This window comes from Shewanella khirikhana, from assembly GCF_003957745.1.
Taxonomy (GTDB): Bacteria; Pseudomonadota; Gammaproteobacteria; order Enterobacterales; family Shewanellaceae; genus Shewanella; species Shewanella khirikhana.
In genome coordinates this window covers 155584-177316 of sequence record NZ_CP020373.1, presented here as the reverse complement: position 1 = coordinate 177316, position 21733 = coordinate 155584, and the positions used below count along the sequence as shown (strand labels likewise).

At 55.4% G+C, this 21733-nt stretch carries 17 protein-coding genes; 8 read left to right on the top strand and 9 right to left on the bottom strand.

The features are described 5' to 3' along the window. Positions 1-31 precede the first annotated feature (31 nt). Positions 32-478, bottom strand: a complete 447-nt coding sequence (locus tag STH12_RS00655) for a DUF3293 domain-containing protein (RefSeq protein WP_237158696.1) — start codon at positions 476-478, stop codon at positions 32-34. Positions 479-1036: 558 nt separating this feature from the next. Between STH12_RS00655 and arcA the strand changes: the two genes are divergently transcribed. Then, complete coding sequence (gene arcA / locus STH12_RS00650) at positions 1037-1753, top strand: two-component system response regulator ArcA (protein ID WP_126165769.1); 717 nt, start codon at positions 1037-1039, stop codon at positions 1751-1753. Positions 1754-1924: 171 nt separating this feature from the next. Here arcA and STH12_RS00645 read toward each other — a convergent pair whose 3' ends face one another. Further along, entirely contained in the window at positions 1925-4132 is a 2208-nt protein-coding gene (locus STH12_RS00645) for a S9 family peptidase (protein WP_418856634.1), read from the bottom strand. A 229-nt stretch (positions 4133-4361) separates the two neighbouring features. Here STH12_RS00645 and STH12_RS00640 point away from each other — a divergent pair, with 229 nt between their 5' ends. Both STH12_RS00640 and ppa read left to right on the top strand, forming a co-directional pair. Next, entirely contained in the window at positions 4362-5324 is a 963-nt protein-coding gene (locus STH12_RS00640; protein ID WP_126165767.1) for a class 1 fructose-bisphosphatase, read from the top strand. A gap of 123 nt (positions 5325-5447) precedes the next feature. Continuing rightward, positions 5448-5981: an inorganic diphosphatase gene (gene ppa, locus STH12_RS00635; RefSeq protein ID WP_126165766.1), complete on the top strand. Its 534-nt coding sequence runs from the start codon at positions 5448-5450 to the stop codon at positions 5979-5981. 143 nt (positions 5982-6124) lie between these two features. On the opposite strand, the gene STH12_RS00630 is transcribed toward ppa, so the two are convergent. The 5 genes from STH12_RS00630 to STH12_RS00610 form a co-directional block, all read right to left on the bottom strand. Next, entirely contained in the window at positions 6125-7369 is a 1245-nt protein-coding gene (locus tag STH12_RS00630; protein ID WP_126165765.1) for a dicarboxylate/amino acid:cation symporter, read from the bottom strand. Positions 7370-7775: 406 nt separating this feature from the next. Then, complete coding sequence (locus STH12_RS00625) at positions 7776-8996, bottom strand: phosphoenolpyruvate carboxylase (protein WP_126165764.1); 1221 nt, start codon at positions 8994-8996, stop codon at positions 7776-7778. Next, entirely contained in the window at positions 8993-9658 is a 666-nt protein-coding gene (locus tag STH12_RS00620) for a hypothetical protein (RefSeq protein WP_126165763.1), read from the bottom strand. Before STH12_RS00620 ends, STH12_RS00625 begins: the two co-directional genes overlap by 4 nt. After that, positions 9658-13338 carry an ATP-binding protein gene (locus tag STH12_RS00615; protein WP_126165762.1) on the bottom strand — a complete coding sequence of 1227 codons (3681 nt, stop codon included), beginning with the start codon at positions 13336-13338 and terminating at the stop codon, positions 9658-9660. The genes STH12_RS00620 and STH12_RS00615 overlap by 1 nt, the downstream gene beginning before the upstream one ends. 235 nt (positions 13339-13573) lie before the next feature. Continuing rightward, positions 13574-14275 (bottom strand): DUF3581 domain-containing protein, encoded by a 702-nt coding sequence (locus STH12_RS00610; protein WP_126165761.1) that lies wholly within the window; start codon positions 14273-14275, stop codon positions 13574-13576. Between the two features lie 261 nt (positions 14276-14536). On the opposite strand from STH12_RS00610, the gene STH12_RS00605 reads away from it, so the two are divergent. The 4 genes from STH12_RS00605 to STH12_RS00590 all read left to right on the top strand — a co-directional run bounded on the left by STH12_RS00605 (position 14537) and on the right by STH12_RS00590 (position 19450). After that, entirely contained in the window at positions 14537-16711 is a 2175-nt protein-coding gene (locus STH12_RS00605) for a TonB-dependent receptor family protein (protein ID WP_126165760.1), read from the top strand. Positions 16712-16971: 260 nt separating this feature from the next. Further along, the gene (locus STH12_RS00600; protein ID WP_126169368.1) at positions 16972-18123 is read left to right on the top strand and encodes a porin; all 1152 of its coding nucleotides are present in this window, start codon (positions 16972-16974) and stop codon (positions 18121-18123) included. Positions 18124-18173: 50 nt separating this feature from the next. Continuing rightward, a complete protein-coding gene (locus tag STH12_RS00595; protein WP_126165759.1) occupies positions 18174-18683 on the top strand; it encodes an FMN-binding protein in 510 nt (169 codons plus the stop codon). An 8-nt stretch (positions 18684-18691) separates the two neighbouring features. Beyond that, positions 18692-19450, top strand: a complete 759-nt coding sequence (locus STH12_RS00590; RefSeq protein ID WP_126165758.1) for a PepSY domain-containing protein — start codon at positions 18692-18694, stop codon at positions 19448-19450. A gap of 99 nt (positions 19451-19549) precedes the next feature. On the opposite strand, the gene STH12_RS21380 is transcribed toward STH12_RS00590, so the two are convergent. Next, positions 19550-19699 (bottom strand): hypothetical protein, encoded by a 150-nt coding sequence (locus STH12_RS21380; protein ID WP_164551115.1) that lies wholly within the window; start codon positions 19697-19699, stop codon positions 19550-19552. A 94-nt stretch (positions 19700-19793) separates the two neighbouring features. On the opposite strand from STH12_RS21380, the gene STH12_RS00585 reads away from it, so the two are divergent. Beyond that, positions 19794-20687, top strand: coding sequence for a LysR family transcriptional regulator (locus STH12_RS00585; RefSeq protein WP_126169367.1), 894 nt, complete (start codon positions 19794-19796; stop codon positions 20685-20687). Here STH12_RS00585 and STH12_RS00580 read toward each other — a convergent pair. Continuing rightward, complete coding sequence (locus tag STH12_RS00580; RefSeq protein ID WP_126165757.1) at positions 20684-21553, bottom strand: universal stress protein; 870 nt, start codon at positions 21551-21553, stop codon at positions 20684-20686. The genes STH12_RS00585 and STH12_RS00580 overlap by 4 nt on opposite strands. Positions 21554-21733: the final 180 nt, after the last annotated feature.

Sequence of the window (21733 nt, the reverse complement as noted above, 5' to 3'; positions counted from 1 at the left end):
GATAAAAACTGTGTTTGGCTGAGCAATCGCGCTACCGGCCAAGATCCGGCAGCTCGCTCACCAGCCGCACCCGCTCGCTGAACGCCCCCATTGGCGCCGGCGTTGCCTGCATCAGGCATGGCAGCAGCTCAAGCTGGTTTTCGGCCACATAATAAATCGCGTTTTGTTGATGGCGTCTGGCAAGCGCCAGGCTATCTTCTCTGGACAAAAACACCGCCCAGCTTTTTTCCATATGGGACAAATCACGGCTCGCCCCTATCATGGCTCGGTAAGGCACCCCCAGAGATTCAATGTCTCTGAGCAGAGCCCGATCCCGCAAACGGTTCTGACAGGCAGTCAAAATCCGCCCCTGAGGATTGTGGGCTGTGATAATGGCGAACTGAGAAAAAGGAGAAAGTTGCTGAGTCAACAGAAATTCTGTCGACTGATAGAGATGCCAAAGCTGTTCGAAATGACTGTCCATGCGTGTGATAATCATTCAAAAGAACCCGATACAGTTTAGCAGACTCTTTTACGCTGCCTAGTCATGTGAGGGAGATCTCATTTACAAAAACACCCATCACCTTACATTTCATCGACTTAGAGAAAATTAATCATAATTAATCGGCCTTTCGGCTGGATTTGTTAACATTTCAATTGTTAACAAATGCCTAAAACGAGTACAATTGCCCCCGTTAGCCTTCCACCCATCCAGCCGTTCATTTGATACAGACTGTTACAAATTTTCCGCTGATGTCAGTGACTTGGCTAATCAACTGTACGAAATGTGATCCATATTCAATTTAACATTTATACTTTGCAAAAAACGGGTGTCTGAGGAACTTTAGCAAGGCATTGTTTATCAAAGTAAGTACAGTTCGCGTTCCCCAATGTGGGGCAACTATTGGACTAATCGTAGAGTGTGCCGGCTATCAGGCGCTGTCTCTTTACCACACAGGTTTTTCAGGTCCTGCCCAGCTAGCAAGCAGGCCCTGTCCGACAGTCGACCGGCACATCCGGTTAGCACAGAATTTGTTTTAAATTTAGGTACTTAATTATGCAAAATCCGCACATTCTGATCGTAGAAGACGAAGCCGTTACCCGTAATACCTTAAGGAGTATTTTTGAGGCCGAAGGATATGTGGTAACTGAAGCCAACGATGGCGCAGAAATGCATAAAGCCTTGCAGGAAAACAAGATCAACCTGGTAGTGATGGATATCAACCTGCCAGGTAAAAACGGTCTGTTGCTGGCACGCGAACTGCGTGAAATCAACAACATCGGCCTTATCTTCCTGACCGGTCGTGACAACGAAGTCGACAAAATCCTGGGTCTTGAAATTGGCGCGGACGATTATATTACCAAGCCGTTCAACCCACGTGAGCTGACTATTCGTGCCCGTAACCTGCTGACTCGCGTAAACAGCACAGGCACTGAAGTTGAAGAAAAGACCGCCGTCGAGGTTTATCGTTTCAATGGCTGGAGCCTGGAAATCAACAGCCGCTCTCTGGTCTGCCCATCCGGCGAATCTTACAAGCTGCCTCGCAGTGAGTTCCGTGCCATGCTGCACTTCGTCGAAAACCCTGGCAAAATTTTGAGCCGCGCCGATCTGCTGATGAAGATGACCGGCCGCGAACTCAAGCCACATGACCGTACCGTAGACGTGACAATCCGTCGTATCCGTAAGCACTTCGAAAGCCAGCCGGACACGCCAGAAATCATTGCCACCATCCACGGTGAAGGCTATCGCTTCTGCGGTAACCTGGACGAATAAGGGTTAACCCCTCTTTAAAAAAGCCAATCTTCGGATTGGCTTTTTTTATTCTATTTTCCGAAAGATACAAGCCTCTGCACTGTTCAGCACATGCTCGCAAAGCCAATAACGCCGCACAAAAAAGCCTGTCGATGACAGGCCTTTTTATTAGGGTTGGAGCGCAGTGTTCGCTCAGCGCTTAAGCTCGCTGTCGAGGAAATCTGCCAGGGTGCGATACAGGTGGGTACGCACCTTCTCACCGCGCATCGAGTGCTTGGAACCGGGGTAATCCACCATACGGAACAGCTTGCCTTCATCCTGCAGCGCCTTGTAAACCCGGGTCGAGTTTTCAAACAGCACGTTATCATCCGCCATACCGTGGTACATCAAAAGCCCGCCCTGATAGCCGCCGACGTGGGGGAACACGCTCGCCCTGTCGTAACCCTCGCCGTTGCGGTCCGGATGACCCATATAGCGCTCGGTGTAATGGGTATCGTACAGGCGCCAGTCGGTCACAGGGGCGCCCGAAATGGCCGCTTTAAAGTGGCTTGGCGCCTTAAAGAGACTCATCAGCGCCATGTAACCGCCATAGCTGTGGCCGTAAATCGCCACCTTATCCCCTGCCACAAAGGGCAGCGTGCGCAGGTAATCCACCCCGGCCATCTGGTCGCGCACCTCGGCATCGCCGAGGTTTTGATAAATGACGTACTCGAACTTAGTACCACGATTGGCCGAGCCGCGGTTATCCAGCTGAAACACCAGATAATCCTGTTGCAGCAGGTACTGGGTAAAGTAATCCTGCTCACTCCAGCTGTTGGTCACCAGCTGCGCATGGGGGCCGCCATAAACCCGTACCACCACGGGATACTTTTTGGCGACATCGAAATTCACCGGCTTGAACAGGCGGTAATGCAGCGCCTGACCATCGTCGGCCTTCAGAGTGCCAAACTCGGGCAACTGCCACAAACCGGCAAAGGGATACAGTGGGTGGCCAGCTTTAACGGCGTTTTCTTCCACCCAAGCCAGATGCTTACCGGCCGAATCGTGCAAACTCACCTGAGGCGGCTGCGACAGGCTGTTGAAGTAATCCAGATACACAGGGCTGTTTTCAGCAAACACAGTGCCGTGCATACCGGCTTCGGTTGACAGCCGTTCAATCTCGCCGCCCTTGAGGCTCACCCGGTACAGATGACGCTCGGTAACCTTATCCTTGCGGCCACTGAAGTACACAAGGCCTGCCTTTTCATCAACATAGGCAATACCATCCACAGTCCAGTGACCATTGGTAAGCTGACGCTTAACCTTGCCCCTGGCATCGAACAGGTAAATATGGCTGAATCCATCTCGCTCTGAGGTCCAGAGGAAATCGCCGCTATCTTTTAAAAAGCGCAGGTCGTTATTGAGGTTCACCCAAGCCTTGCTGGTTTCTTTTACCAGCAGCTCTGTCTTGCCGGGGGTTGCCACCGCCACTTTACGCAGCTCCAATGTCTGCTGGTCACGGCTTTGCCATTGGAAGCTGAGCTCAGAGCTGTTTGGCAGCCATTTCACCCGCGGCAGGTAGATATCTTTCTCTTTGCCCAGGTCCACCCACTCGGCCTTGCCATCACCCAGGGCAACAATGCCCAGGGCAATTTCCACGTTGGCCTTGCCGGCATAGGGGTAGCGCTGCTCGGTAAGCTTAATGCCGTCGGCATAAATTTCATTGCGGGTCACCAGCTCCACCGGCGACTCATCGATACGGGTAAAGGCAATGCGCGCTTCGTCAGGCGACCACCAGTAGCCAGTCATGCGATCCATTTCTTCCTGAGCCACAAATTCGGCCATGCCGTTTTTGATTGCGCCGCCACCGTCTTTGGTGAGCTGTGTGAGCTTATTGCTTGCCAGCTCATACACATAGAGGTTTTGCTCCCTGATAAAGGAGACATAGTTGCCCTTGGGCGACAACTTGGCGTCGGTGGCAAAACCTTCGCCGGTGGTGAGCAGACGCACATCGCCGCTCTTGGGGGTAAAGTAATACAGCTGCCCGGCGGCAGGGATCAGCAGCGCCTCGCCGTCTTTGGCCCAGAAGTACTCCATAATACCCTGGCCATAGATGCGCTGGCGCTCGCGGCGGGCCTTCTCTTCATCGGAAAGCTCACCGCCCGCCAGCTTGTCGGCATCCAGTAGCAGGCTGACTTTGCCGCTCGCCACGTCCATCTGCCACAAATCATAGAAGTGTTGATTGTCGTCGCGGCCCTTCAAAAAGGTAACCTTGCTGCCATCTGGAGACAGCGCCAAGCCACGTGGGCTGCTGCCTGCCAATGCAGGAGAAGCGTACATGCGCTCGATTGCCAGAGGTTCAGTCCCTGCGCCCGGAAAGGCCGGCGCCGCCTGGATGGAGGCTGCTACGCCCGCCAACATCAATGAAGCCACGATTTTTTTAATCATTGTTTTTTCCATGTGTGGTTCGTGAGGTGTGTATTTCAAATCAGTTATCGACTGTAAGCCAACCATTCTGCCCGAAAACTTTGCCGCTGCCAAAGTAATCGCCGATGGCAAAGCCACTGAAAATATCACCAATCTCAGGTATCATTAGCGCCAGAATTATTCCAAAGACCTCCCCAAATTTGTCTAACCAGAAGGACACAAGATGCAGACCCTGTCCCAATCCCTCAAACAAAGCGCTATCAGTGAGGAACTTGCCAGCCTGTTAACCGTGCTGGCCAATACCTCCAAAGACATCAGCCAGGCCGTGCGCCGTGGCGCCCTCGCTGGTGTGCTGGGTGTAGCCGGCACCGAAAACGTGCAGGGTGAAGATCAGAAAAAGCTCGACGTTATCACCAACGACATGCTGAAAGACGCTTTGGCTGCCCAGGGCTCGGTGAAGGCGCTGGCCTCTGAAGAAGAAGATGAGATAGTACCGCTGGCGCAAGATGGCCAGTTTCTGGTGTGCTTCGACCCGCTGGATGGTTCATCCAATATCGACATCAACTCACTGGTAGGCACCATTTTCTCGGTGCTGCCCGCCCCAAGCGGTGATGTGAGCGAGCAAAGCTTCCTGCAATCCGGTCGCAAACAAGTGGCCGCAGGTTATGTGCTCTATGGTCCTTCCACCATGCTGGCGCTTACCACAGGTCAGGGCGTGCAGCTCTTCACCCTCGACCCGGTAAGCGGCGACTATCTGCTGACCGTAGATGGCGTGCAAATAAGCCCAGACACTGGCGAGTTCGCCATCAATATGTCCAATCAGCGCTTTTGGGAGCCGGGCATGCAGGCTTACATTGCCGACCTGATTAAGGGCAAAGAAGGCCCGCGCGGCAAGAACTTCAACATGCGCTGGATTGCAGCCATGGTGGGCGATGTGCACCGGGTGCTGTGCCGCGGCGGCCTGTTCACCTACCCTACCGACACCAAGGACCCGAAGAAGCCGTTCAAACTGCGCCTGATGTACGAAGCCAACCCCATGGCATTCCTGGTTGAACAGGCAGGCGGCAAGGCCAGCACCGGCTACGAGACCATTCTGGATATAGCGCCCAGCGAAATTCACCAGCGCGTGGCAGTAATTTTGGGCTCGGCCAACGAGGTGGATGCCTGTCTCGGTTACCACAAATAAGGCTCAAGTTAGTCTTTAGTGCAATGGCGGCGGCCTTTGATTGGCAAGCCGTCAAATCGCGCTATAATACGCGCCAACCGATTTTCTGAAATCTGATTTCAAATACCGTTAAAGGATATGCAAATGAGCTTGAATGCAGTGCCAGCGGGCAAATCCCTGCCAGATGATATCTATGTAATCATCGAGATCCCACAGAACCACGATCCTATCAAGTACGAAGTGGACAAGGACAGCGGCGCCCTGTTTGTTGACCGCATCATGACTGCTCCTATGTTCTATCCTTGCAACTACGGTTATGTGAACCAGACTCTGAGCCTGGACGGTGACCCAGTTGACGTGCTGGTACCTACCCAGTACCCACTGCAGCCTGGCAGCGTGATCCGTTGTCGCCCTGTTGGCGTGCTGAAAATGACCGACGAGTCAGGTGAAGATGCCAAAGTGGTTGCCGTTCCTCATGAGAAAGTGTCTAAAGAATACGGCCACATTCAGGACGTGAACGACCTGCCAGCTCTGCTGAAGGCCCAGATCAAGCAGTTCTTCGAACACTACAAGGATCTGGAAGTTGGCAAGTGGGTGAAAGTTGAGAGCTGGGAAGACGCCGCTGCTGCCCGCGAAGAAATCCTCACCAGCGCCGAGCGCTACAACAAGCAAGCCTAATCGGCCTGTTTGCGACATATTGCGTAAAAGCCGACCTCAGGGTCGGCTTTTTTGTGCCTGCCGCTTGGTAACGTGCGGCATACTCACAGTAAAAAGCCGCCCTAGGGCGGCTTTTGGGTCAGGCATTATTGCCTTATACCGGCTCAGTCATCATCGCTGGCAACCTGATGGGGGCGCTCGGTCTGATCGACAATCGTCAGCACCGCGGTGTCGCCCACCACGTTACAGGAAGTCAGTACCATATCGATAAGCCTATCCAGCGCGGCCACCAGCGCAAAGGCTTCAACCGGCAAGCCCATCTGGTGGATAAGCACGCCAATCATCACCATGCCGCCGCCGGGTACACCGCCAGCGCCCACAGAAAGCAGGAAGATACTGAATACCAGCGCCGGCAGCTGCTCCATGGTAATAGGCATGCCAAAGGCGTTGGCGATAAAGAAAATTGCCACAGTAATGTAGATGGACACGCCGCCCATGTTCATGGTGGCGCCCAGCGGCACCCCAAATCCGGCCACGGCGCGATTCACCTTGAGTTTTTCGGTGAGGGTTCGCATGGTCACCGGAATGGTGGCATTGGAGCTGGCGGTAGAGAGGGAAAACAGGATTTGCTCCTGGGTTTTCTCACGAAACACACTGGCCTTCACCGGGGTGAACAGCTGCACAGCATAAGGGTAGACCACGAAAATCCACAGCAGCAGCAAGCCAAGAATAAGCACCAGATATTCCATCACACTGAGGAACACCCCGGCTTCCAGGGTAGCGCCCAGTTTGAACATCAGTGCGCCAACACCAATGGGCGCCAGATGCATCACTACTGAAATCAGCTTCATCATGATTTTATTGGCGGTTTGGAACGCCGATACGGCGCCGGCCACGTGCTCGCCCAGCGACTTGATGACACCGCCAAGCAGCAGCGCCATAAAAATCACCTGCAGCATATTACCCGACATAAAGGCCGCCACCGGATTGCGGGGCACTATGTCCACCACCAGCGCCATCAGGCTCGGCAGTTCGGTGGCGGTAATGGCCAGCTCTCCGCCGCCGGTCATGTCCACGCCCTTGCCGGGTTCCAGCAGCAGGGCCACGGTCAGGGCTGCGAATATCGCCACCAGGGTATTGATGATGTAAAAGCCGAAGGTCTTGCCGCCGAGACGGCCGAAGCTCGAGAGATCTTTAAGCTCACAGACGCCGCAAACAATGCTGACAAACACCAGCGGCACCACCAGCATCATGATCATGTTGACGAACATGGTGCCAAGGCCAGAGGCGATTTCAACCAGGGTGCCGGAGAAGAAATTGATATCGTGCAGCACATACTGCACCAGAGTGCCGGACAGGAGTCCGATAGCGAGGCCAAGGAAGATCCTGGCCGACAGAGATTTGAACATAGATTGCATGCCTGTGTTGTTATTGTGTCTGGGGTCTGCTGCCCCGTTCGCTCCCGGATAGTGAAACATGCCAGCGGCAATTTCAACGAAAATGTATGGACACAATCCTGCAACCCTATAACAAGTAGAACATAACCAGCTGAAATTTAACAGCTATCACTCAAAAGCAGAAATTTCTGCCTTTACACAGACGCAGCCAATGTTACCAATGGCAAACACTTCCAAAACAACCACTTAAAAACAGCCAGCAGATAAAACCAAAAACACCAAGCCATGCAGTCAATATCACCAGCCAAAACCCACCTTACTCAGTAATTCTCTACATCTACCGCCACAGCCAGCCCGGCACGCCATGTTGCAGCCAATAAAAAGGCCACACTGAGGTGGCCTTGGCAAGACAAGGGGATTAACTGAGCCACAGCTCCACGTCGCGGATAATAAAGTTGCCGGTATACACAGGATGAGGCTCACCCAAAGGCTCCAGTTCGAAGAAGGACTTATGCTCTTCGCTCAGGCCCTCAAAGCCGCCAATCACCTGATAAATCCAGCTTTCTGAATCCCATGGCAAGGCTTTTTCCTGCAGATATTCCAGCGCAGACTGGCGCTTGCCCGAATCGATGACCGCCACAAAGTAGTCTTCTACATCCTGCTTGAGCGGGTTTTCCGGAATATCGAAGTCTTCCGCCGCACTCAGCACCACGCTGGTTTCTGCCGCCTTGGCAGCAGGCTTCAGATCGAGGCGACTGATGGACTTGATGCGCGCCACCATCTCCATCAGCTCCTGCTCCTGGCTCTGGTTATGCACATCCACGTGGGCATCGGTCAGCATGGCCTCGGCGCGGTTAAACAGCATGGGCACCTTGCGGTGAGCCACATGCTCCATGGGCTCGTAGTCAGGGTGCATATCTGTGTACAAAAGCCAGCCCTTGAGCAGCCTGGTACGACCCTGAATTTGCCGGAAGCGGCCAAGCAACTCCAAAAGCCTTGCCTGCACCACGCTGAGCTCCTGAGTACAGTCACTCAGGGTCTCCTGCAGGGTAGTCACCAGCAGCTTTCGAAGCTCACGGATATCAGAGGCGATCTCCCCAAGTTCGCTGAACTGAAACAGCTCCAGGCCATTTAAGAGCTCAGACACCTGGCTCTGAGCCAGTTCGTTCTCGCGGATTTTAGCGCTGATGGTACCGACATAACCGAATTCGTTGTTAATCCGCCCCCACAGCACCCGAATTGAGTAGCGCAGGTTCTCGGTAAAGGCGTACACATGCTCACTGAGATCGGCCAGATACGCCTCGGCGGCGCTGTAGTCCGAGTGGCTGCGCGCCTCCTTGTAGTGGTCGGCCAGGGTCTTGATGGTGGCAAGCGCCGAGCCTACGTTGGCATTGATCTGGCGATTGCGCTCATCTTTAAGGCCCTCTTCGAGCAGTGCCCGCACGCTGCGGGTAAGCCTTAGGCCCTCATCTTCCTCGGGGCGCCACAGAATGCCCGCCTCGGTGAGCTTTTTCAGCACACCTGCATCGGCGTTGGCCTCGTCCACGGCGCCGCTCAGGTACACATCCATCACTGTCTCGGCGTGACGGCCAAGCATCCTCAGCAGCCGCACCCCGGACTGGTGCAGGTTGCTGCTCATATCAGCTCCCTCTGGGTGGCGGTTTCGGCCTGCGCCTCCAGGTTCAGCCCTTCGGTTTCATCGATAAAACGAATCACTTCATAGAGATAATCAAGCTTACCGGTGGCGATGTAGATTTGTTTTTCCACGTTGGGGCGGGTCAGGAAGCCAAGCTCCACCAGACGCTTGAACACCAACTTAAGCTGGGCATCGACGTTGCTTGAAGTGGAGCCGAACAGCCGGTACTGGCTGAGTTTGCCAAGCTGCTCGCGAAACGCCGGGGTTTCTTCGATACGGCCCTGAAGTTCGGTCAAACGCACTGGCGCGCCTTCGGTAAGGGGCGCATCCTGGCCGGAGGCTTCCTGCACCAACACCAGCCATTCCACCAGCGGAATCAGCGCCTGGCAGATGTCTTTAAACTGGCTGGAAATCACCTTGCGCTCAGCATCACCCAGCTGGGCATAACCGCAGAAAAACACTTCACCTTCGCCGGCGCTGGCAACGGTACGGTTGATTTGATTGAGGTAGGTTTCGATACGCTCGCGCACTGCAGGCGACTTGAGTGCACGCCAGCCGTCTTCATCAGTCACACGGCAGATAAACTCGCCCCGCAAAAGCCGTTCGATCAGGGCACCATGACCCACTAAGCCTGTACCAGTTCCTGAAAAGTTTGCGTCAGACATTACACCGCCTCCCTGGAAATACGGCTGGCCAGCTTATCGGCGATGGGGTTGCTCTTTGGCTTCACCACCTGCAGCTTGCGGGTTTGCTTGTTGATGATATAGCGGTTTTTGAACAGACTCAGCACCTCAGACTCGGGGTTCGGGAAGGCCCCCAGCACCGAGATATTGTTGTTCTCGCAGGCATCGAAAATCTTCTTCACGTTGTTGTGGTGCAGGGTACCCAGCTCGTCGATGGGCCAGTGCACTGTCACCTGGGCCGAGCCCCGCAGCAGACGGGTAAAGGCCAGCAGGAACTTACACAAAATCAGGTATGCCATACCGTGGCTCGAAGATTCATTCAGCTGACGGTCGGTGCGAATAATCAGATCCGAGTTACCTTCACGCAGGCGCAGCTCGATTTCCAGCAGCTTGGCGATACCGCCACTGAGCGCCGCCTTGCCGATGATATCCAGCGCCCGGCGCATACTGTTGGTGTAATGCTCGTCCGGCAGACCGGCAAAGCCATCGCTCTTCCAGCGGCGGAACGCAGCCACAAACACTTCCAGCTCAGGCCAGAACTCAAGCTCGCTGATCCGCGAGCGAATACGTACCGCAGATTCAGACACCCCATCGAGGAAGAGCTCTTCGCCCACCTCGCGGGTGATGCGGGCGCTTTGAGAAGCAATACGGCGGTCGATATCGGCCAGCACGTCGTAGAAGGCGGTGAGATCCACCCCGAAGATCCGGCCCTGCTCCCGCAGCGCCATAATCGATTGGGGCACCATCACGTTCAAAAGCTGCTCCAGACTTGGCACCAGCTTGCGGTAATCCAGAATACGGATGCCCTTGTCGTTAATGGAGGTGGCCTCTTCCCGGGCACGCTCCCAGGTTTCGGCAAGGCCAGAGCCCGACTTGGCGGCAATCACGGTATCGAAGTGCTCTACATATTGCTTCACCGAGCCCACCAAATAGTCGCGTTTGAGCAGCAACTCTTCACCCTGACGCAGTCGCTCGCCAATACTGCCCTGGGCCTCATCGTCGGTGGGCGCCAGCTTAAGGTCGGCAAGTTTACGCAGCAGTGAGCGCAGCTTGGTGAGGTTTTCCGAGGCTTCCACCTGGGCGGCATCGGAGGCCTTGCGGCCCGACTCCAGTTCACTGCGCTGGGTTTTCACCTCGCTTGAGAAACGGGCGAGCTGCTGCTCCAGCTCCGACTGGGCGCGGCGCACCTTGGCCAACTCTTCGGCGAGCCGTGGCTTGCGGCTAAGCCAGGTATGCTGATACCAGTCTTCGTAGCGCAGTACGTCGGCGCGGCGGCCTTCTGCATCGGCAATCCGGCGCTCGAGAGTGCGGATATCGGCCTTGAGACCCACAATCTTGTCTTCGTCCACACCACGGGACTTAAGCTCGTTTTTGTACCACTGCTCACAGGCCTTGGTTTCGGCCTTGGCGTTGGCGCGGCGGCTCTCGATACCCGTCTTGACCGAAGCAATCTGGGCATCCAGTGCGCCCACCACTTCCTGCCAGTAGGCATTCTTTTCCATCCGCGCTTCGAGGGACTCTTCTTTGGTCTCCTCCAGCCAGTCCTGATGGTCGCGGCCAAGCTGCTTAAGCTGATGCTCAATGGTCACCAAACGCTTACCGGCCAACTGCTTACGCTCGGCCAGCGCCTTGTTGACCCTGTCCTGCTCGGCGCGCTTTTCATCAAACAAACGGCGCAGGTCTTCGCGGGCGTTTTTAAAGGCGGTGCGGGCAAAGGTGAGTTCGCGGGAGAGCTTTTCCAGCTCGCCGTTGATTGTCACCAGCTGCTCTTCGGCGGCTTCCTGCACTTCGCGGGCACTGCCTAGGGCTTCTTCTGCCTTGGCAAGACGGCTTCTTAGCTCCTGCTCGCTCTGGGCATACTCGGGAATATCCAGCGCCTTTAAGTCCAGCCCTATGCCGAACAGGCTATTGCCATCGGCGCCGCTGTTGGCGTTAAAGGGATGCAGATCGGTGCGGTGCAACAGCTCCGGGGCAATCACCTTACCCAGGTGCTCTTCCCAGCCGGGGGCTTCTTTACGCAGAAACTCCAGCAGGGTGTGCGACTGAGGAAAGAGCATGGTCTTGAGCTCGTCCAGAGCATTCTGGCGCTCGCTGACACGGATGCTGGCGAGGCGCAGGGCTTCGCTGGCCTGATCGCGGCGGGAGCGCAGACGACGCTCTTCCAGCGCCAGACGCTCCACATTGGCGTTGCTGGCTTCCTGCTCTTCATCGGCACGTTCGATGCGCTCATCGAACACCGCCAGATTGAGCTTTTCCTCTTCGGTGTAGGTCACCGCATCCTGGCGCAGCTTTTCTTCAGAGGCGGCGAGCTTCAGCTCATATTCCTCTTCGCGGAAACGATTCTTGCCCGCTTCCAGCTGATCGCGCCAGAACTGCTCGAGTTTCTCAAGATCGCTGCGGGCAGCCGCGGCCTGACGCTCACGGGCGTCGCGCTGCTTATCCAGATCCTGATCCAGCACTTCCAGATCGCGGTTTAGCTGCTCAACAATCTTGGAGCGGCGGGCGTTATAGGCGGCCTCTACGTCCTGGTGTTTGTCGGTGAGCAGCTTATGGCGCTCGCTTAAGTTTTCAAGGTCGGTGCGCCACAGCGGCAGCTGCTCGAGGTCACCCTTGGCGGTTTCGATATCGGCATCGAGGAAGGCGCCGTGCTGATCTTCAATCACCTCAAGTTCGTGCTCGAACTTGCTGACATCACCACGGGCGGCGGAGATTTCCTGGTTCAGCTCGTCGCGCTTTTCCTTCCACTCGTCATCGAGCTGGCGCAGACGGAAGTTGCATTCCTTGGAGGCGGTCTGACAGCGCTCCAGGCGCTCGGCCTCCAGCACTTCGTCATCCTTATAGCCCTTGTGCAGCCCGGCCAGACGCAGCTCGGCAGACAGCAGCTGATTGAACTCCTGCTCCAGCTTGTCGAACTCGGGACGAATTTCTTCAAATCCGGCAATAAGTTGGCACTCGCGGATCCAGTTTTCCACCTGCTGCGGATTGATGCGCGAAGTAGGCGGATTTACCCCGTCTTCTTCCAGAATGGCGGCAATCATGGACTTCACAGTTTCCATCTTGCCTTCTTTGGAGTGCACCGCTTTGGCGAGTTTTTCGATGTGCCTTAGGGTGTGCTCGGCGTCGCACAGGGCAAACTGACGGGCATAGCTTCTGAGCTCAACCCTGTTGGTGCCGCTCGACAAAAGAGTGCGATCGTTTTGAATAATGGCGCGGTATTCGCGGGTATTGAGCAGATTGGTGTGGGCAATGCCGGCACGCTTCATTTCGCGGCCAAGCTCGGCGGCGGTGTGGCACACCAGGGCATCACCGTTACGGGCCTTAACATAATCGTCCAGCTCGAAGCCCTTGGCGATAAAGCGGTAACTGATGCCCTTGCCATCGCCGTTGGAGCTTAATACCGCCTGATACAGCATGCCATCGCCACGGCGATATTCGTAAATGATATAGCTGCTGTCGTGGGGCAGGTACCAGCGCTCAAAACTGTCACGGGTGGAGGGCACCACCCGGCTTGGGTATTCGCCATAAAACACCGGCACCAGTCGCTGCAGTGTGGTCTTGCCCGAGGCATTGGTACCACAGATATTGGTATGGCCGTCGAGGGCCAGCTCGACCACCCCAGGCAGGTGGGTGTCGATAAGCACGATTCGTTGCAAGCTAGACATCTTTATCCTTAAAGCAAAGCGGCCGCAATCTGGCGGCAAGAGGTCGGGATCACGACCAAGGCCCATGGATGGAATACACGTGTTTAGAGGTAAACACCTGAGCGGAGCGAACACACACGGGAAAGGATTATTAAGGTAAAGGAAAGCCCCGTGGATGGCAATCACACGGGGCCTTGAAGCGGCGCCATATCAGGCTTTGTGAGCTGTTTGGCGGGAATTTAAGCCAAGCTGTGCGTTACAGGGTGGCGCGGCGCTCTTCGTAGAACTGTGCCATGCCATCGAGGGCAGCTTCATCTAGCTGACGCAGGCCACTCATTACCAGGGTCTTAACGCCGGTGCCAACCTGCTTGCCGTCGCTGATAAGAGCAAATTCCAGCGTCACGTCACCACGCTTGCCATCCACGCTGAGGCGGGCATCACTGAGCTCGAGTGCTACCTGATCAAAATCCAGGGTAGTGAGATCGAACGCCATGCTCTCGTAGATAACCAGTGGACGGTCGGGGTTAATCATGACCCCGTGCTCACGCATCATGGGCACCAGCACGTGAATAAAGTTAAGCCCGGAGAAAGACACGTAGCTGCGCACGAAAGACTCGATTTGGGTCTCGCAGCGGCTCACATCGCCCTGGCGGCTGACACTGAGGTAGGTCTTATCGCGGCTGTCGCAGATAGGGAAGCTGTCGCCCACCTCGGCCGGGAAGTTCAGGCTCACGCCCTCGCCCACCATGCCTTCGAACTTGAATTGCATTTTCTGGCTGAGGCCATAGTGGCTCAGAACCAGCGCAAACAAAAGGTCGCCGGGCACACAAAAGCGCTTGGCACTTTCGTCGTGAATAGGGTTGAAATCTTCTGCGACCCGCTTGGCAAACTCGCTGGCCTGGAAAGGAGAAATCGTTACAGTTTCATCAGTTTGAGTAAAAAAAGGCTCGAGAAACATAGGCTGTGATACACCTGAAATCTTGTTGTGTCGTTTTTTTAGGCCAAGCAGTCTACCTCAATTATGACAATTAACTCACCCGATGACTTGCACCAGTAAGCAACACCTGCGATAGCGGCGAGATAAAAGGCTTTGCCAGCAAGGTTTTACCTTTTTATTACAAAGGTAAAGAAATCGGAAATTAAGCTAGTCTTAAGCACTACTCCCTAACCTCAAAACACAAATGATAACTATTGTCATTATCGACAAAAGGGAGAAACCATGACCACCATCGCCAAGCCAGCCATCAAGCTGAGCCTGCTGACCAGCGCCCTGCTGGCAAGCTTTGCCGCCACTGCAACCGCCAATGCCGACATCGAGCAGATCAGCATTTTCGGTAAAAAGAACCCCATCAACACAGTGCCAGGCAGCGCCCATCAGCTGAGCCAGGAAGAGCTGGATACCTTCAAGTATTCCGACATCATGCGCACCCTGGCCTCGGTGCCCGGTGTCTATATTCAGGAAGAAGAAGGCTATGGTCTGCGCCCCAATCTTGGCATGCGCGGCACGGGTCAGAACCGCTCAGAAAAAATCACCGTGATGGAAGATGGCGTGCTGGCAGCACCGGCGCCTTATGCTTCACCAGCGGCCTATTACTTCCCAACCTCTGGTCGCATGCAGCAGATTGAAGTGCTCAAAGGCTCTTCTACCGTGAAATACGGCCCACGTACCACCGGCGGCGTGGTTAACATGGTTTCTCGCCAAATTCCTGATGCCGAACTGGCTGGCGCGCTCGATGTCGCCCTGGGTCAGGACGGTTACGGCAAGCTGCACGCCCACGCCGGTGGTCAGGGCGAACGCATTGGTGCCGTGACCGAAGTGTACCGCTATCAGGCCGAAGGTTTTCGCGACATCAACGGCGTTGGCGGTGACACAGGTTTTGTGAAAAACGATCTGCTGGCCAAAGTGGCCATCGACAGCGTTAAAGATGCCAAATATGCCCAGCGTCTGGAACTCAAACTCAAGTACGCCGATGAAGTCTCCAACGAGACCTACATGGGTCTGAGCGATGCCGACTACGCAGCCAAGCCATTCAGCCGCTATTCGGCCTCGCAAAAAGATGAAATGACCACTGAACACAAGCAGCTGCAACTGAGCCATATCATCGACTTTGGCAGCAGTGTCAGCCTCGCCACTACCGCCTATTACAACGACTTCAAACGTAACTGGTACAAAGCCGACAAGGTTGATGGCAAGAGCCTGTCCAAGGGTGGCATTGACGCCGCCAGCGCCTTCGATGCCAACCCTGAAGGGGCGATTGATGTCAGCGTAAAGGCCAACAACCGTGGTTATCTGTCTCAGGGGATCCAGACCGAACTGGGGCTGCTGCTTGGCGATCACCAGTTGGATATCGGCCTGCGCCTGCATCAGGACGAGATGGACCGCTTCCAGTGGGCCGACACCTACAGCTTGGACGCCAATCAGCACATGAGCCTGACCAAGGCCGGTGTGCCGGGTACCGACTCTAACCGCATCGACAGCGCCGAAGCCATTTCAGCCTACGTACAGGACAGATTCACCCTGGGCGCCTTCACGCTCACCGCCGGTGTGCGCTACGAAGATGTGACCGTAGAGCGTGAAGACTGGGGCAAAACCAACCCAGGCCGTAACGGCGAAGGAAAGCTCAAGGAAAACAGCTTCTCGGCGCTGCTGCCATCGCTGTCTGCCACCTGGCAGCTGACCGACAACACCCTGCTGCTGGCCGGTGTGCAAAAAGGCTTTGCCCCTGCCGCCCCTGGCAACACTGAGGGCCAGGAAGAAGAGAGCTGGAACTACGAGGCAGGTGCCCGCTTTGTGAACGGCAACTTCAATGCCGAAGCCATCGCTTTCTACGGTGATTACAGCAACATGCACGGCAACTGCACCGCCGCCCAGGGCTGTGATGAAGACAAGCTGGACAACCAGTACAACGCCGGCGAAGTAGTAGTGAAAGGGCTGGAATTGTCAGCTGGCCACCAATTCAACACCGAAGGCGCTCTGAGTTTCCCGGTGAAGCTGGCGTACACCTACACCAGCACCGAGTTCCAAAACAGTTTCGACTCTGAGTTCGATACCTGGGGTTCAGTACAGGTGGGCGACGAGTTCAGCTATACCCCCAAGCATCAGCTGTACCTGAGTGCCGGCATCAGCGCCGAGCAGTGGCAGCTGACCCTGGCTGGCCGTTATACCTCGGATATGCGCGCCACAGCGGGTCAGGGTGAGATTGCTGCCGATGACCTGATTGCCGCCAAGACTCTGGTTGATCTGTCCGGCCGCTACTTTATTGATAAGCAGCAGGAAGTTTACCTGACTGTGGACAATCTGCTGGATGAAACCTACATGACCACCCGTGCCCATGGCTCGGTGTTTTCCGGCAAACCACGTTCGGTGACAGTCGGTTATTCATATAAGTTCTAATCATATAGACAAACGTTCTACAAGGCGGGGCTCAGGCTCCGCCTTTTTTATGCCTTAAAAATAAACCTTAAATTTCAATTAATTATCAATTAATGAAGGTTAAAAACAAAAAGCCTTACAAATCAAAAGGCTTTACTTTGGCTTTACATTTGTTGATCTGGATCATTAATCCCAATACGAATCGTTTGCATTTGCTTAATCGATTGTTAGAATCCGCTCCGTTCGATAACCCTCAGATAATAAAACGGGAAAGGGAAATGATGAAAAAGACTCTGATCGCCAGCGCCTTGCTGGGCCTGTTTGCCAGCCAAACTGCCATTGCCGCCGACGACACCGCCGAACTGCGTAAAGTGATTGAACAGCAGCAACAGGTACTGAAGGATCTGGAAAAGCGTCTGGAAGAAACCGAAAAGCGCGTTGAGCAAACTGCCGATGCTGCCGAAGCCAACGCTGAGGCCAAGAGCGCAACCACCATCGGTGGTTATGGCGAACTGCACTACAACAACATGGATGACGAGAAAGAAATCGACTTCCACCGCTTTGTGCTGTTCTTCGGTCATGAGTTCACCAAAAAGACCCGTTTCTTCTCTGAGCTGGAACTGGAGCACTCGCTCTCAGGCGAAGGCAAGAAAGGCGAAGTGGAACTGGAACAGGCTTATATCGAGCATGACTTCAGTGATGCCCTGACCGCCAAAGCCGGTCTGTTCCTGCTGCCAGTGGGCATCCTGAACGAAACCCACGAACCCAACACCTTCTACGGTGTTGAGCGTAACCCGGTTGAAAAAGACATTCTGCCTACCACCTGGTGGGAAGGCGGTCTGGCACTGAACATCAAGGCCGCCCCAGGCCTCACTTTCGACGCTGCCGTGACCTCCGGCCTGAAAGTAAAAGATGATTACAAGGTGCGTGGTGGCCGTCAGAAGGTGTCTGAAGCCAATGCCGACGCCCTGGCCTACACTGGCCGCGTGAAGTACACCGGCATTGCCGGTCTGGAACTGGCTGCCACCGCCCAGTACCAGAGCGACCTAACCCAGGGTAAAGACGGCGTAGATGAAGCCTCTGCCACCCTGCTGGAAGCCCACGGTATTTACACCATTGGTGGCTTCACCGTGCGTGCCCTGTATGCCCAGTGGAACATCGATGGCGCTGAAGCCGAACTCTTGGGCCGCGACAGCCAGAAGGGCTGGTACATAGAGCCTTCTTATCGCTTCAACAATGAATTCGGTATCTTCGCCCGTTACAACGAGTGGGATAACGAAGCCGGTAACGACGATGACACCACCAAGAAGGTGACCAGCGTCGGTATCAACTACTGGCTGCACGAAAACGTAGTGTTCAAGGCCGACTACGAGAAGCAGAGCGGCGCCCTAGATGCCGACGGCTTCAACCTGGGTGTTGGCTACCAGTTCTAAGTTTGTGATTCCAAGGGGCTTCGGCCCCTTTTGCTTTACAGGTCAACACCATGAAAAAACGGCTATTTCTTTGCCTTAGCTTACTCTTCCCCCTGGCACAGGCAGAAACGGTTTATCAGAGCAACGATGCCTTTATCAGCGCGAGTTTGGGCACCCTGCCCAAGGCGCAGGTGCTGTGGCTGAATGACACCCAAAAGGCCGACATCGAGTCCATTCTGGCCCACAGGTTCAATAAGCTCAGGTTGCGTTACTGGCGCGACGATGGCCAAACCGTGTGGATCATGGATGAAATTGGCAAGGAATCCCCCATTACTGTGGGTATTCATGTCAGCGACGGCAAGATTATCAAGACCCAGGTGCTGGTCTATCGCGAAAGTCGCGGCGATGAAGTCAGACACGACTTCTTTACGGATCAATTCAAATCCGCCACACTGACGCCCTCATTGGAATTGGATCGCAGCATCGACGGCATCACGGGTGCCACCCTGTCGGTAAAAGCCCTTACCAAGCTTTCCCGCATTGCCCTGTATCTGGATGCAGCCGTACAAACTCAGCCTTGATTGACCGGATGAATCGACGCCATCACAACCGGGCCGCCACCCACACAGGCCATCAAATACGAAAATCCATTCGCCCCTGGCATCGCCGCCTTGGCTTGCTCGGGGCGCTGTTCCTTATGCTGCTTACCCTCAGTGGCGTGGCCATTAACCATGCCAACGGCTGGGGGCTTGCCCATGCCAAGGTGCGCATTGGCTGGCTGCTGGACTACTACGGTATTCAGGCGCCTGCCCACAGCCGCCAGTTCGATGATTTAGGGGTAACCGATAATCTGCTGTGGCAACAACAGCGGCTGCTGTTGGAAGCCAGACGCCCGCTACTGGCTGCGGGGCACGTAAATTCTATGATTGTCGCCATCGATGCCGAGCAGCTGTATTTGCTGAGCAGCGACGGCGAACTGCTGGAAACCCAGGATAAGAGCACCGGCCTTCCCACACCCTTAAGTGGCCTTGCCATCGAAGGCAGCACCCAGGTGTGGCTTAAAGGCGAGAAAGGCCAGTATCTGGCCGATGAAGACTTTATTGAGTGGCGTCAGGCCACAAGCTTTGTGCCCCTTAACTGGCTTGAGGGCAGCGCCGCTTCTGAGTCGCTGCTGCTGCAGGCCCGCAGCGCCAACATGACCTGGGAACGACTGCTGCTTGACCTGCACAGCGGCCGCCTGTTTGGCAGCTGGGCCATCTGGCTTTGGGATCTGCTGGCAGCTTGCTTTGTCTTTTTATCCTTAAGCGGACTCTACATCTGGTGGAGCCAGCGCCCGAGACGCAAATAGCCGTCGGCAGGCAGATAAAAAAAGACCCGGCTGCAAGAGCCGGGTAAAAGCAACAGGGCACTAGGCCCAATTGAGGCGATGGTGGATGTGCGCAGCACATCAGGAGGCCGGAGTTGGCCGCCGCAGCAATCGACGCCACAGGGAAGGCCTGGTCACTTCCGAAGCATGAACTTCCAGAGCTTGCACTTCCTTTTTGGGCGAGGCCGCCAGCCACAGGCTGCTGACCCACACACTGCGATAGGCTTTCATCGAAAATCCTCCAAAGCTGAGATGTGGCTCAAGGTATCGCCGCCGCTGGAATAAGTAAAATGAATCTATTCCATTGCAGCCATTCCAAATCGGCATGAACATTCCTATCAAGAACTTACACTGCTTTGTGACCCTGGCAGAGACCGGCAGTTTTACTCAGGCCGCTGAAAAGCTGCACCTGACTCAGCCGACGCTCAGCAAAATGATCCAACGGCTTGAAGATCATTGGCAGCAACAACTGGTGATCCGCGCCACCCAGGGGCTGGCACTGACCCAGGCAGGAGAACTGCTGCTGGCGCGATCCCGTGAGATCCTTGGCCACTGGCATTTGCTCGATCAGGATCTGTCACACCTCAGTGGCGTACAGCGGGGATATTTGCGCTTGGGCGTGTGCCCCATGATGAGCAGCCTGGTGATAGAGCACCTCACCGCCTTTCGCGCCCGTTACCCCGGCATCAAGCTGGAAATGTTTGAATACGGCGGCTTTGGCTGCGAGCAGGCGCTGCTGGCCAACACCCTCGATATCGCCTTCACCGCCCTGCCGGCCACCCATGAAGATGAACTGACCGCTCAGCCGCTGACGGCCTATCCACTGCTGGCGTGCCTGCCACACTCTCATCCACTTGCAGAAAAAGCGGCGCTGGACTGGGGCGATTTTGGCTCTTACCCCTTCATCATGTACAACCAGGACTTTGCGCTGGCGAAACTGCTGGACAGGCTGGCAAAAAAGGCTGGAGTCGAGCTGAACGTGGCCTATCGCAGCGGCCAGTGGGACTTTCTGGCCACCATGGTGGAAGCCAAAATGGGGCTGGCGATTCTGCCTGCCCCCATTTGCGAGAAGTTAACCGATAAGGCGCTGAGCTTTCGGCCGTTAACCGGCGGCCACACCTGGGATCTGGCGCTTATCTGGCGCAGCCATATGCGCCTGACCCCAGCGGCTGACGCCTTCCTCTCACTGAGCCGCGAGCGGCTTAAGACCAGCGTCTAAAGCAGCCACTGCTCGTCAGGTGGCAGAATAAGCAGGTTGCAGCGCACCCTATGCACTATGGCCTCGGCCGTGCTGCCAATCATGGCGCCAAACAGGCCTTCACGCTTACGCGCCCCCAGCACCAGATACTTGACCTTGAGGCTCGAACTTAACTGATACAGGCACAGCTCAGGCGAGCCGGTCACCAGATGGATTTGCTCCGCCAGCAACCCGGTTTGCTGCAAAATGTGCTGATATTTATCGTGGGCGGCCTTCAGGATTTCCTGGGGCGCGACCAAATCCATATCGCGCAAAATGGTAGGCACTCTCACCACGCAGGCCAGATGCAGCGGTAAACCCTGCGCCTCGGCGAGCTGCTTGCCATGGCTCAGTACCAATCGATTGAGCAACTGCTTATCTTCACTCTGTGCACCCAGGTCCACTGCCATTAATACACAGCGGCCACGGGCGAGCGGATTGTTGGTCAGCAGCATCAAGGGAGTGCGGGTGTGGCGAATGAGGTGCCAGTCGTTAGGCTCGGGGGCCTCTGCGCCCTCGATGCCTTTGATAATCAGGGAATAACCCTCTTTGGCAGCGCAGTCGATGGCATGTTCGTGCAGCCGCTTGCACCACAGGGTTTCCAGCGGCGTATCGCCCTGTCCCAACTCACCGAGATGAGCAGCGACTTCATCGTGGCGCTGCTGGGTGAGTGTTTGCTTGGCAGCGCCAGCCAGGCGCGGATTATAGTATTCAGCTCCGGAAAAATAGGCGTGGGTGTATGCATACACCTTGGGTGCCATGTTCAGCGCGGCGGCGAGCGCCAACCCATCTTTCAGCGTATCGGTTTTGCCTTCCTGACACTGAGCTACAACAAATGCTTTGTCCATATGAATCCCTCCCGTACAACCCTGGTATTCAGGCGCCTGGCGCCCTCTCCGACGCGGGAATAGTCCTTCCCCCAGTATCCATACTAGGCGCAGTTGCTTGATTTAATCTGAATTTCCCTTGTTTATTTGTGGAAATTGGCCATAAAAAAACCCGCCACAGGGGCGGGTTTTTATTCGCGG

Coding starts and splice junctions, on each gene's coding strand:
- STH12_RS00655 (WP_237158696.1), bottom strand. CDS start 478: ATGATTATCACACGCATGGACAGTCATTTCGAACAGCTTTGGCATCTC.
- arcA (WP_126165769.1), top strand. CDS start 1,037: ATGCAAAATCCGCACATTCTGATCGTAGAAGACGAAGCCGTTACCCGT.
- STH12_RS00645 (WP_418856634.1), bottom strand. CDS start 4,132: ATGTTGGCGGGCGTAGCAGCCTCCATCCAGGCGGCGCCGGCCTTTCCG.
- STH12_RS00640 (WP_126165767.1), top strand. CDS start 4,362: ATGCAGACCCTGTCCCAATCCCTCAAACAAAGCGCTATCAGTGAGGAA.
- ppa (WP_126165766.1), top strand. CDS start 5,448: ATGAGCTTGAATGCAGTGCCAGCGGGCAAATCCCTGCCAGATGATATC.
- STH12_RS00630 (WP_126165765.1), bottom strand. CDS start 7,369: ATGTTCAAATCTCTGTCGGCCAGGATCTTCCTTGGCCTCGCTATCGGA.
- STH12_RS00625 (WP_126165764.1), bottom strand. CDS start 8,996: ATGAGCAGCAACCTGCACCAGTCCGGGGTGCGGCTGCTGAGGATGCTT.
- STH12_RS00620 (WP_126165763.1), bottom strand. CDS start 9,658: ATGTCTGACGCAAACTTTTCAGGAACTGGTACAGGCTTAGTGGGTCAT.
- STH12_RS00615 (WP_126165762.1), bottom strand. CDS start 13,338: ATGTCTAGCTTGCAACGAATCGTGCTTATCGACACCCACCTGCCTGGG.
- STH12_RS00610 (WP_126165761.1), bottom strand. CDS start 14,275: ATGTTTCTCGAGCCTTTTTTTACTCAAACTGATGAAACTGTAACGATT.
- STH12_RS00605 (WP_126165760.1), top strand. CDS start 14,537: ATGACCACCATCGCCAAGCCAGCCATCAAGCTGAGCCTGCTGACCAGC.
- STH12_RS00600 (WP_126169368.1), top strand. CDS start 16,972: ATGAAAAAGACTCTGATCGCCAGCGCCTTGCTGGGCCTGTTTGCCAGC.
- STH12_RS00595 (WP_126165759.1), top strand. CDS start 18,174: ATGAAAAAACGGCTATTTCTTTGCCTTAGCTTACTCTTCCCCCTGGCA.
- STH12_RS00590 (WP_126165758.1), top strand. CDS start 18,692: ATGAATCGACGCCATCACAACCGGGCCGCCACCCACACAGGCCATCAA.
- STH12_RS21380 (WP_164551115.1), bottom strand. CDS start 19,699: ATGAAAGCCTATCGCAGTGTGTGGGTCAGCAGCCTGTGGCTGGCGGCC.
- STH12_RS00585 (WP_126169367.1), top strand. CDS start 19,794: ATGAACATTCCTATCAAGAACTTACACTGCTTTGTGACCCTGGCAGAG.
- STH12_RS00580 (WP_126165757.1), bottom strand. CDS start 21,553: ATGGACAAAGCATTTGTTGTAGCTCAGTGTCAGGAAGGCAAAACCGAT.